This window comes from Mesorhizobium ciceri WSM4083, assembly GCF_000519305.1.
GTDB lineage: Bacteria > Pseudomonadota > Alphaproteobacteria > Rhizobiales > Rhizobiaceae > Mesorhizobium > Mesorhizobium ciceri_B.
Genome location: NZ_JAFG01000014.1, coordinates 12,470 through 24,466 on the forward strand (window position 1 = coordinate 12,470; position 11,997 = coordinate 24,466).

The 11,997-nt window shown below is 59.7% G+C and carries 5 protein-coding genes and 1 pseudogene; 4 read left to right on the plus strand and 2 right to left on the minus strand.

What is annotated here, in order from left to right; all coding sequences use genetic code 11:
* Positions 1 to 8 precede the first annotated feature (8 nt).
* Together istA and istB are read left to right on the plus strand one after the other, a co-directional pair.
* A pseudogene (gene istA, locus MESCI2_RS0122610) lies at positions 9 to 1,575 on the plus strand (IS21 family transposase).
* Entirely contained in the window at positions 1,508 to 2,236 is a 729-nt protein-coding gene (istB, locus tag MESCI2_RS0122615) for an IS21-like element helper ATPase IstB (protein WP_027038551.1), read from the plus strand. The pseudogene istA and the gene istB overlap by 68 nt, the downstream one beginning before the upstream one ends.
* 980 nt (positions 2,237 to 3,216) lie before the next feature.
* Here the strand turns inward: istB and MESCI2_RS0122625 are convergent.
* Positions 3,217 to 8,787, minus strand: a complete 5,571-nt coding sequence (locus tag MESCI2_RS0122625) for a DUF3320 domain-containing protein (RefSeq protein ID WP_027038552.1) — start codon at positions 8,785 to 8,787, stop codon at positions 3,217 to 3,219.
* A gap of 640 nt (positions 8,788 to 9,427) precedes the next feature.
* On the opposite strand from MESCI2_RS0122625, the gene MESCI2_RS1000000137220 reads away from it, so the two are divergent.
* Positions 9,428 to 9,877, plus strand: coding sequence for a MucR family transcriptional regulator (locus tag MESCI2_RS1000000137220; protein WP_081738855.1), 450 nt, complete (start codon positions 9,428 to 9,430; stop codon positions 9,875 to 9,877).
* 219 nt (positions 9,878 to 10,096) lie between these two features.
* Positions 10,097 to 10,747: a thermonuclease family protein gene (locus MESCI2_RS1000000137225; protein ID WP_245270428.1), complete on the plus strand. Its 651-nt coding sequence runs from the start codon at positions 10,097 to 10,099 to the stop codon at positions 10,745 to 10,747.
* Positions 10,748 to 10,782: 35 nt separating this feature from the next.
* Here the strand turns inward: MESCI2_RS1000000137225 and MESCI2_RS01000000135160 are convergent, their stop codons facing one another.
* Entirely contained in the window at positions 10,783 to 11,943 is a 1,161-nt protein-coding gene (locus tag MESCI2_RS01000000135160; RefSeq protein ID WP_050596638.1) for a DUF4236 domain-containing protein, read from the minus strand.
* Positions 11,944 to 11,997 lie beyond the last annotated feature (54 nt).

The following is an 11,997-nucleotide window of genomic DNA, read 5'->3' on the forward strand; positions in this document are numbered from 1 at the left end:
GTGTGGGGATGAAGTCAGTGGATACGATTGCCCGAGTTCGGCGCGCATTCCATGTGCAAGGATGGTCGCTCAAGCGGATTTGCCGCGAACTGCATGTGTCGCGGAACACCGTCCGCAAGATTCTCAGATCCAATGAGACATCGTTCTCCTACGAACGCGAGCGGCAGCCCAAGCCGAAGATCGGTCCGTGGCAGGATCAGCTTGACGGGTTTTTGAATGGCAACCGTGGCAAGGCGGCGCGCGAGCAACTGACACTGATCCGGATTTACGAAGAGCTTTGCAGTCTCGGCTACGAGGGTGGCTATGACGCCGTCCGCCGCTACGCGAAGAGCTGGGCGAAGGCGCAGGGGTCGGCGACGGCGGACGCCTATGTGCCGCTGTTCTTCGCGCCGGGCGAGGCCTACCAGTTCGACTGGAGCCACGAGATCGTCCTGATCAACGGCGTGACGGTGACCGTGAAGGTCGCCCATGTCCGGCTCTGCCACAGCCGCATGATGTTCGTCAGGGCCTATCCGCGCGAGACGCAGGAGATGGTGTTCGACGCCCATGACAGGGCCTTTGCCTTCTTCGGCGGCGCCTGCACGCGCGGCATCTACGACAACATGAAGACGGCGGTGGAAACGATCTTTGTTGGCAAGGACCGCCAATACAATCGCCGCCTCCTGCAGATGTGTAGCCATTATCTGGTGCAGCCGGTCGCCTGCACGCCAGCGTCGGGCTGGGAGAAGGGTCAGGTCGAGAACCAGGTCGGGCTGGTGCGTGAGCGCTTCTTCACGCCCAGGCTGCGCTTCAAGACCTATGAGGAGCTGAACGCCTGGCTGCAGGACAAGTGCGTCGCCTACGCCAAGGCGCACCGTCACGTCGAGCAACCGGAACGAACGATCTGGAACGTGTTCGAGGAAGAGCGCGGCAAACTGGTCGAGTATCGCGGCCCCTTCGACGGATTCCACACGGTGCCGGCTTCGGTGTCGAAGACCTGCACGGTTCGCTTCGACACCAACAAATACTCGGTCCTGTCGACGGCCGTCGGCCGCCCGGTCGAGATCCATGCCTATGCCGACAGGATCGTCATCCGCCAGGATGGCGTGGTCGTCGCCGAACATGCCCGCTCCTTCGGGCGGAACGAGACGGTCTACGATCCCTGGCATTACGTCCCTGTACTTGCCCGCAAGCCCGGTGCGCTGCGCAATGGCGCGCCATTCCGGGACTGGGCTCTGCCACCAGCGATGGAGCGTATCCGACGCAAATTGAAGGCGGCGCATGACGGCGATCGGCAGATGGTGTCAATCCTGGCCACGGTGTTGACCGACGGCATCGATGCCGTGGAGGCTGCCTGCCAGGACGCGCTCGATCAGAATGTCTGCTCATCCGCCGTCATCATCAACATCCTGGCGCGGCAGCGCGATCCGGCGCCGGCAGTCACCATTCTCACCCCGGACGCTCTTCGCCTGCAGCACGAACCGCAAGCCGACTGCGCCCGCTACGACAGCCTCAGGAGGGCAAGCTGATGGAACGCACGCAGGTTCTGGAACTAATGGGCACGCTGAAGCTCTACGGGATGCGGGGCGCCTATGACGAGGTCATGGCGACAGGCATCAAGCGCCAGCACGAGCCGCCGAGGATCGTCGGCGATCTGCTATCGGCCGAGATCGCCGAGAAGCAGGCCCGCTCCATCAAATACCAGCTCACCGTCGCCAAGCTGCCGATCGCCAAGGACATCGATGAGTTCGACTTCGACGGCACGCCAGTCAATGAGGTGCTGGTCCGGGACCTTGCCAACGGCACCTTCGTCGCCGACCAGCGCAACGCCGTGCTCATCGGCGGTACCGGAACCGGCAAGTCGCATCTGGCAATCGCCATTGCCCGCGCCCTGATCCGCAACGGCTCACGTGGCCGCTTCTTCAACGTCGTCGATCTCGTCAACCGGCTCGAGACAGAGCACCGCGGCGGCAAGCAGGGCCGTATCGCCGACTACCTCACCCGGCTCGACTTCGTCGTGCTCGATGAACTCGGCTATCTGCCCTTTGCCCAGGCCGGCGGTCAATTGCTCTTCCACCTGATCAGCAGGCTCTATGAACGGACCTCGATCATCGTCACCACCAACCTGGCGTTCGGAGAATGGCCCGCCGTCTTCGGCGACGCCAAGATGACGACAGCGCTGCTCGACCGTCTCACCCATCATTGCGAGATCATCGAGACCGGAAACGAATCCTGGCGCTTCAAAAACCGCGCCTGATCACCCCATCAAGCTGCCGAGCGCCATCCGCCGCGCATTACATAAAGGGGGTCAAATTTGGACGCCGATCGAGGGTCAGTTTTGGAAGCCGTTTGACAGCTAATGCAGGCGAAGATGGCAAAACAGCGCCTGCCGGCTCGGCGCCGCAGCCGGCGCAGTCAACTGGGCTTCGTGGGAAGCGGCAGCCTCTCGATTCCGATGATGTTGCCCTTATTTCGGGGCTTGAGAAGGCCCTCGAGGGCGGCGGGACCGCCGCGGGCACCGCAAGGAAGCATGCAGGTGTCCTTCGCAACTTTGCCAGCTGGCTCATCGTAAATAAAAAAGATCCCATTCACGGTCGACTCGCTCACGAGTCGACCACCTCGGAGCCGATCGGCAAAGGCTGCGAGAACGGCTGTGGGAGGAGCGCTTGCCGCACGAGCGGTAGGAACGGGAAGCTCGGCGGTAGCGAAGCCGTTCGCGAGCGCGCCCTCAACAGCGCCGTAGCGAGCGATCGGCTTTGCGGTGGTCATCGACAGTTCGCCGGTAGGTTGTTAATCACGCCAACCTGTTTCGAAGGAGGTGACCGACGAGATGATGAGTCTGCGCGCGCTCCCGGGAAGGCTCCAGCTTCCGATCTCCAGGTGCGAGCTCGCAGCTGATCCAATTGATCGACTTGCCCGCACTTGGCGTGCTCCCGGTGCTCCTTTCCCGGATGGTCGCATACGCCGAACATCATCTCCAGCGGGTGAACCGGACGGCACCGTCAGTGATCATACCGGTACGAATCCGTCGAGCCCCTCACCGGCGATAGGAAGCGGCGCGCCTAGGTCGTCGGAATATTCACCAACGACGACACTGTCGTCCGCCTCGCGGGCGCGATCCTGCTCGAACGTAGCGATGAATTGGCCGTGCAGCGCGCCAGATAGATGACGCTGAAACCATCAGCCAAATGAGCGATGATCCTCTCATCAGCCTGCTGGGAGTGGCGCGCTGATGTCTTACTGACCGTTTGCGCCGTCTATCAGCAGCCCGTCTTGGTATCGCAACGATCCCTTGGCTACAGCAGCGGCGACCGCCGTTGAAATCAATTGCCTCAATTGCGCGCTTGCGGCTTTGAAGCCCAGCATCCTGGCAATGCTCGTTCCAATTTCGGCCTCCGTCGCGCCGAGATTGGATCTGACCACCTCGATGGCTCCTTGGGCAACTTCCTCCGACGAGATCATTTCGGGCCTACGCAATCCAGGGGACATGACGCCGCTGCGGTCCCGTAGCTGAATAGGCGCGCCAGGCTTGAAGCAGAAGTCGCCTCGCCGCGCCACCGCTCCCCGCGCTTCGGCGACAACAAGCCCACGCTCAATTGCGTCCTGAATTCGACCGCCGGCCCGCTGTAGGCCCCACGCATCCCGGATACGCGATACGACCTCGTCGAGATGGATTGGCGTCTCCGCAGCCACGACTTGCTCGACCAACCCAGCCAGAAGACCGGTGGGCGTCTCGTGAAGTTCAAACTGGCCGGGCGGTTTCTGTACACTGGCTTCCGCGTAGGCCCGATCGGGTTCCGCGGCTCCGTTCGCGGTTTCCAAGCCGATTTCGGTGACGCTACCTCGGTCGACCGTCACGACTTGTACAGCCGCCGCACGGCTTCTCTGGTTTCCCAACTCCGCCCGTTCAGCAAGTTCTCTCGTTGCAGCCTCGATCGCCGCCACCGTCCGCTCGAGCTGCTCGCGCGGGCGTTGGAACCAATCGGCGCTCCAGATGCGATGTATGATCCAGCCATGGTCTTCGAGCACAGCCTGTCGCAGCCGATCCCGATCTCTGGCGGAGCGCGAGGAGTGATACTCGGCGCCGTCGCATTCGATCCCAATTAGATAGCGCCCTGGCCGCTCCGGATCAGCAACTGCAAGATCGATGAAGAAGCCTGCGATACCCACCTGCGCATGGACCTGATAGCCTCTTTCGATCAATGCGTTGGCCACCTGTTCCTCGAAGATGGAATCCATCTCTCGGGTCGTCGTCTGCGCAAGCGAGATACGTCCGGTCCTCGCGTAGTGCAAAAAGAGCTTGAAGGCGAAGACGCCCTTGCCCTTTGCTCGCTCTAGGTCGATGTCCTCATCTGTTATGGACGCGTACACCTCACAAGCTCGCTTGGCCCGGCTTATGAGGACGTTGAGACGACGCTCGCCGCCTTCCGAACCGAGTGGGCCGAAGCGCATGGCCATGTAACCCTGCGCATTCTTCGCGTACCCTACCGAGATCATGATCACATCCCGCTCGTCACCTTGAACGTTCTCCAGGTTCTTGACGAAAAACGGCTCGCTCGGATGGGCGTGGAAGAATTCTTCCGTATCCGGATTCAACCGCCGCAGCGCTTCGAGCTCATCTTGGATCGCACGGCGTTGGCTGACCGAAAAAGTCGCAACACCAAGAGACTCTTGCGGATTCGACTTCGCATGACGGATGATCGCTTCTGCTACAGCCCGCGCCTCAATCGGGTTCGTCCCTGTCCCGCCTGAATCGAACACTCCGTCCGGCACGTGATGGAACCGCAGCCCCATGCCGGCCTCTTGGGTATACGGACTTGGAACGATGAAGAGCCGGTTCTCGTAGAACTGGCTATTCGACACGGCGATGAGCGATTGATGTCGGCTGCGATAGTGCCAGCGAAGCATGCGCTGTGGCAAACCGCGGGCCGTGAAGAGCCCGAGAATGCTCTCGATGTCAGCAACCTGCGCACCCTCGCCCTCGTCATCTTCTGATTGCGAGCCCGTCATCTTCGCAAAGAATGTCGTCGGCGGCAGCTGGCGTTCATCACCAACGACGACCACCTGGTTCGCTCTGGCAATTGCGCCGAGTGCGTCCACCGGCTGGATCTGAGACGCTTCGTCCATAACCAGGAGGTCGAACGACATTCGACCGGGCGACAAGAACTGCGCCACCGAAAGTGGGCTCATCATAAATACCGGCTTCAACGCCTGGACAGCGGGCCCTGCCCTCAGCATCAACTGCCGGATAGGCATATGGCCTCTTTTGCGCGCCATCTCAGATCGAAGCAAACCGACAGGCCCAGCTCCGCCATCCCTTGACGGGATCTTGCGATGATGCGCGGTTACGACCTCGATGGCGCTAGCCTTGATCCTCTGCCGGTCCAAATCCGCAAAGTCGCGGACAGCCCTCGAATGTAGCTCGCCGTCAAACCTGCCGAGCTCCGGCTCCTTATTCGCCATCGCCGTGAGCATTTTCTCGTAAAAGCTCATGTCGAAGACCGATCGCGCCGATGCGATTGGAACCTGGCCGTTGGCTAGGCCGCCGATCAACTGTCCTAGTCCCGCCTTTTGGGCGCTCTCAGATCGTTCTTCGTAGGCAACCCATTTCGAGAGCTGTTCCTGATGCTCGACCCAGCCCTCCAATCGGGCAATCAACTCGGCAATCACGACCTCAGAGAAATCGCCTACTCCGAACAAAGACGAAGCATCCGCTTTCAAAGCCCCCGCAAGCGCCTTCAACTGCAGCGCCGCGGCTTGGGTCGCTTCTCGCGTCGCACGAGCCGATTTTGCGATCTCGACCCTGTCAGGCAGACGCGCGACCAGATGTCGGAGTGCACTTTTGTTTTTCAACCAGAGTTCAGCCTGCGTAAGCGCGGCCCAGTTGGATCCTCGGCCGAGCCAAGATGAGCCGAATGAGGACCTGCCAAGGCCTTCAGCAGCATCGATCTCTTGAGCAAGCTTCTGCAGCGCGCCCAGGCGCCGTACAAGCTCCAGCCGATGCGACAACTGATCTGGCACTCTGGCCAGAACCACTCGAGACGCTTCGTCCGCTTGAGCCACGGATCGCGCCTTGACCTCCATCAGCTGCAGCGAAGCCCGCTCGGCGGAAGCCACATCACCCAGCACGGACGGCGCGAGGTGGCCGAGATCGTTCCAGAAACCCTCGATCATCGGCCGGCCGATATCGATCACCTTGCGAACCCGGACCGCCCGCGCGCCCGCTTCGGAGCGCTCGGCCATCCGACCAGCAATAAGTCGCGGTTCCGAGCCAAGCCCCCTTAGCGTGCGCATCCATTCCACTAGAGCTAAGAGCGGTGCCGACGAGGATTTCTCACGGCGCCAATCTGCTCCAAAGGCGGAACGACCAAATGCGTCGCCATCACGAACCCTTGCGGCCGCGGCTTGCCCCTTCATCAACAAGTCTAGGAGACGCACTGTCTCCGTCGACGGCGCGTTGGGATCGACCAGAAGGGACCGCAGAAGGGCTTTGGCGCGACGGTAGTCGCCACTCAACGCCTTCAACAGTCCCGTATGGGTGGCGAGGGCTTGCCTTGTCGGTGCTACGTCCGTATTCCAGGCAGCATCGGCAACTTTTCCCTTCAGTTCTGCTTGAACCGCCTCAAGCGCCGCGACGCTCTCGGCAAGCTCCGCCGCTTGTTCAAGTCCTGAGTCCCAAACGGTTGCCGCAAACGCTTCGGGGCTTGCGTCAGGGGCGGCCGCAACTCTCTCCCCAGTCACGATTAGTCTAACGAGACCTGCCAGCGTGTCTGGTACAACCGTTGACCCCAGCTCTTGGTTCAACCGCTCCGCTTCATCCCGCAAGCGCGGGAGCAGAACGGTCAGCTGGTGCGCGCGAACAAAGCCGTCTTTGGGAAAGTCCGATGGCAGTGTTGCAAGCTCTGTCTCGAGATCTTCAATTGGCGTGTCGATCGCCGTCGTCGCCAAATGCTGCGAAAGGTCTTCGAATTTGCGGGCGAAATCCGATCCTGTCCAAAGAAGTGATGCAATCTCCTTAGGATGGTCATCCCACACCGGTGAGACCAACGCGTCGGCGGGGAGCTCTGGTGCGGACGCGAGCAGTTCTGCGCGATCTTCTATGTCGCCGCTGTCGCTGAGAATTCGCGGGGCCTCGGCTTCGATCCGCGCGGCAATGTCGATCAGCTTTGCCTGCACGGCCTTCGCCTGATCGAGCAACGACCCGATGCGCGGGACGAGCCGCTCGACGGTGGTTGGCAGTACGACATCCAAGCCTACCCCTCTCCAGGGGTGGTGGATGGGTAGCCCGATTTCGTTGATCCGTTGAGAGACCTCGTCGAGAAGCTTCCGGCGTGACGAAACGCCTTCACTCGTCCAATCGGTGGCACCTTCGAGCTCGATATCTACGGGCTTTTGCCCGTTCTGCCTCAGCCGGGTTAGCTGGCCGAAAACCTGGTAAGGGGTCAGGGAGGATGCGCCGAACGGAACATGCATCCGGTCGGCATGCGCATTGAGCTTGTCGCGCGCCTGCGACAACTGATCAGTGAGCGCAGACGGGAATTGTCCTCGAGGCGATCCGAGCTGCCAGGTACGACGCAGCTCCTCCAGCATCATGCGCTTGTTCGCCTTGTTGCTGTGGAGCTCCAGACACACGTCCCCTACCCCGGCATTGTCGAGGCGGCGCTTCACGACCTCCAGCGCGGCCATTTTTTCGGCAACGAAAAGCACGGTCTTTCCGTCGGCCACGGCCGACGCGATAACGTTTGCAATTGTCTGCGATTTTCCTGTGCCGGGGGGACCTTGGATCACAAGATCGCGTCCCTTTCTTACGTCGTGGATCGCGAGCGTCTGGGAACTGTCGCTGTCGACGATATGCAACATCTCCGCAGGCGCGATGTGCGGATCAATCGCGATATCATCCGACATCAACGGCTCGCGTGCTTCAAAGCCGTCTGAAAGGAGCGAGCAGATCTTCGGCTGCTCGATGATCTTGGAGCCCTCGGGCCAGATCTCGGGATCAAGGTCCCGGTACATCAAGAACTTCGCGAACGAAAAGAAGCCCAGGACCATGTCGTCCCGGAGCACCTCCCAACCCTCTTTGGTTGAAACCGCTTCGGCCACGGCACTGAGATACTTTGAGGCGTCGAAGTCGTCTCCCGCGTCGAAGCTCGGCATGGCGAGCTTGTGCATCCGATCGAGATAGAGCTCGAGGGAAAGGTTCGCGCTCTGATCCTCTGGCCTGGCGCGTAGCCGGAACTTCTCTCCAGCCGTTCCTCGCTCGAGCCGGACCGGCACCAAAATGAGCGGCGCTTGACGAATGTTTTCTTTGTTGTTGGGATCAATCCACTTCAGCATCCCCAGAGCTAAAAAGAGGATGTTGACGCCCTGCTCCTCTTCTAGAGTCCTGGCATCATGGTAGAGATCAAGAAGTCGACGTTGTAGCCCGGTTGGGGTCATCCGCGTCTGCAGCTTGGTGTCTGAATGTCGCGCAGACACCCCCCTATCGTCGACGTCATCGTCCTCTGGCTGAGCAAGGGAAATGGGGGAGAAATCAATGTCGTCTTCCGTGGCGGTACTTTCTTGGCCTGCCCTCGGTCTATCGGGCTTGCCGGCGAGGAAGGTAAAAACCTTCCCTTCGTTCGCCAGCAAACGATAGACCTCGGATGACCGCTCATCGACGATGTCGATCGTTTTCGCGCTCTTGGAAAACCGCGGCACGTTCAATAGCCGGTTGCGGGCGGAAAGATCGAGCAACTCCATCCTGGCGCGCTCGAGTTTCTCCTTCAGAGGCAGGTCGCTTTGGAAGACCGATTTTTCGACGTCAGACAACTACACCCCCCGCGCAGAACGAAACACATAGAACCTACGCAATGGCAGTCGCAACAAAAAAACCAGCCGCTTCTGAAATTTGTGAATAAAAGGTTTCATGCCGGCTAGGCCTCAATATTTGTGAAACCGATCCGACGGGCTGCCTTCTCCTCAAATCTCAAGCAATAGCTCCACTCCGGACGTATGGAACAATTGCCCAACCCAGAGACGCAATAGCACCACCTCACTTTGGCCCTGCTTGTCTCTCTTTTGTTCCAACCAACAGCACCAACCAACACTGTTTGGAACTTAATGATCTTATTGGAAAACTTTCGGGTTCCGCGGTCGCAAGCTCTGGCGAGCACTCGGCTGCCATCTGACAACACGATCTCTCCCGGGCGCCGTAAGGTTACCAGCGGGCGTGGAAGATTTCACTTTCTGCGCCCCTTACTTGATACCCTTAGTGTAGGATGGTGATATGCCTCTTCTCAAGCCGCGAGCTCGACTGTATACAGAGAAAATTGGCTCTCGCCAGGCTGGCCTCGCATTCCGTCCTCTATTAGTAAAACAATAGTTCGTGCAGGATTGGATTCGGCCGATCGGCCCTTTGAAATATGGTCGGAGACAACTAGCTGCGTTGGGTAATTTGTGGAGCATCGAATTGGCTGACGAAGATCATAACCACTTGGGATCAGTCGTCGAGCTCACGGCCAACATTGTTTCAGCTTATGTCAGCAAAAACGCCGTCCCTGTATCATCGCTGCCGGATCTCATCGAGAGTGTGAATTCGTCGTTGGCACGTATTGGTCGGCCGATCGAACCTGAAAAGCCAACACAGCTCCCTGCCGTTAACCCCAAGCGATCAGTGACGCCAGACTATATAATCTGCCTCGAGGACGGAAAGAAGTTCAGGTCGCTCAAGCGACACCTGACCACTCATTTCGGCCTCACACCCGACGAGTATCGGGAAAAATGGGGGCTGCCGCACAACTATCCGATGGTAGCTCCGAATTATTCGCAGAGCCGTTCGGCTCTCGCCAAATCGATGGGACTTGGACGTAAGGCAGCCGCGGCAGATAAGGCGCCGGCGAAGAAGGGAAAGACACGGTAGGTCAGGCACGCCTTTTCTCGTGCGGGGAGCTAGCAGTTGAAGAACGATCGGCAATCCCACCGACACCGGTCGCGTCTAAGGCGCGGTCGGCGAAGTTTCCTCAGCCACGTTTCCCGCGGCCGGACCGTTGCCATCGTATCCCTAGCAGTCGCTGGCTTGTCTGCTTCAGCCTACGCCCTTTTTTCCCTAACGGGAGGCAACCACAGGGAACTTGGCTCAGTGATCGCCGACTGGACCACTGCAAGCCGACCGACCATCATGGGGACGGCCTCGGTTGTGGATGGTGACACGGTCGAGATCCACGGTCAGCGTATCCGTTTCAACGGTATCGATGCACCCGAAAGCCGGCAGCTGTGCAAAGATGCTAATGGCCTGGATTATCCCTGCGGGCGTCGATCCGCCGAGGCTCTAGACACCTTTTTGGCCGGGTCTCGTCCGGCACAATGCACGTTCGTGGCATGGGACAGGTATCACCGCTTCGTCGGCGATTGTCGCCGGGCCGATGGCGCCAGTGTTGGTTCCTGGATGGTCAAACACGGTCAGGCTCTGGATTGGCCTCGCTACAGCCACGGCGCGTATGCTGAACAGCAGGCGCAAGCGAAAGCAGCGAAAGTCGGATTGTGGACTGGTGAGTTCGAAGCGCCATGGGACTGGCGCGCCGATCATTCTGACGATCCAAAGCCGTCAACGAACCGCAAGTTGGGTGTGATCACCCCAAGTAAGATAGCGCAGAGCTATTCCTGCCAGCCTCGACGCTACTGCTCTCAGATTTCCTCCTGCGAAGAGGCGCATTGGTACCTTAACAATTGCTCATGGGGCAGGAAGCTGGACCGTGATGGCGACGGGATTCCTTGCGAGGGCCTCTGCTAATCTGTCGGGGCGCGGATCGGGCCAGCTTCGCTCGTTTAGAAACCAGCCGTCAGGCTCCGCTGCCCCGCCGAAGGCGACGACGTTCGGGCTGCGCCATGCACTTGGGCCAATGCTAATATAGCCTGACAAAATGGCTGACTGACATTCGTTTTCGAGAATTCAACGAGTTCATTCAGCCCGCTCGCGCTAGACAGACGCAATGCCTCATATCGGCAGATCGGAATCTGCCGATTGTTTTTGAACCGCCTGTCGGGGCCGCCGCTTTTGTTTGGATGTGCCCAAGTATGTCCCACGACCTGAGCATCGGACGGAACTTGGCCGGTCTCGATGAAATTGCTCGGTGCAAATTGAGTTCGAAGGTCGCCATAGCCGACCGCGCCGTACCGGTTTCCGTCCTTTACAAGGACAAGGTCCGGCATGAAATAGAGCACTTGTCGGCCAACGTGAATTGAAGGCGGCGTGACATTGCTGCGAACAACGACCGGTAAGGTGCTTGCAAGTGTCGTCGGCTTTTTATCGACCAGCATGCTAGCGCCGGCGTTGCGCTTCCAAGTCGTCAGATCCTCGATCTTGCCCCCTGCCGCCACATGCCACCTTCCGGCGCAACCGGTGAGCGTCTCGAAAGCGGCCACCAGCCTACCATAGGCAGCCTCGGCGTCTTGTTCCAGATCATAGAAAAGCACGCTCACCCGGCGATAGCCGTCAAACCATTTGCCTATCAGCATGCCCGGTAGAAAGGCACCTGTCCCCAGCACCGGCCCTACACCTCCGATCGCTTTGCCGACGAGGAAGCCTACGATGCCGAATAAGACTGCCAGTATCACGGAGAGCCGCCTTTGGGACTGCCTGGCATTGATTTCGTCCAGCACATCGGAAGAGGTCTCATCGCGCATGTCCATCACGTCGCCGGACTCGATCTCCCTCATCATGACACCATCGGCGACGTGTTCCGGCGCTGACGGTTGCGGCTGTATCTGCGGCGTTTGAGGCGCCGGCTGTCGAGCGATGTTTTTTGCGCCGGCCTTTCCGAGCGTGCCGCGATAATAGAGACCGCCAACGCCGGCATGAATGTAATGGCCCCGTGGCCCTGTCCCGATCCGAAGGCCCTTCACGCCGATGGAGACGCCAACGCCGCCCGATGAAAAGTTGAACCGGAACGGTCCTGCGCTGACCGATTTGCGAAGGTAAAAACCCATCCCCCTGAGCCCCCATCTGATTGCTGTGAACGCTAGGTCACAAGCATTCTTTCC

What these genes read in the sequence shown, in the direction of transcription:
- istB (WP_027038551.1), top strand. Translation starts at nt 1,508, where the DNA reads ATGGAACGCACGCAGGTTCTGGAACTAATGGGCACGCTGAAGCTCTAC.
- MESCI2_RS01000000135160 (WP_050596638.1), bottom strand. Translation starts at nt 11,943, where the DNA reads ATGGGTTTTTACCTTCGCAAATCGGTCAGCGCAGGACCGTTCCGGTTC.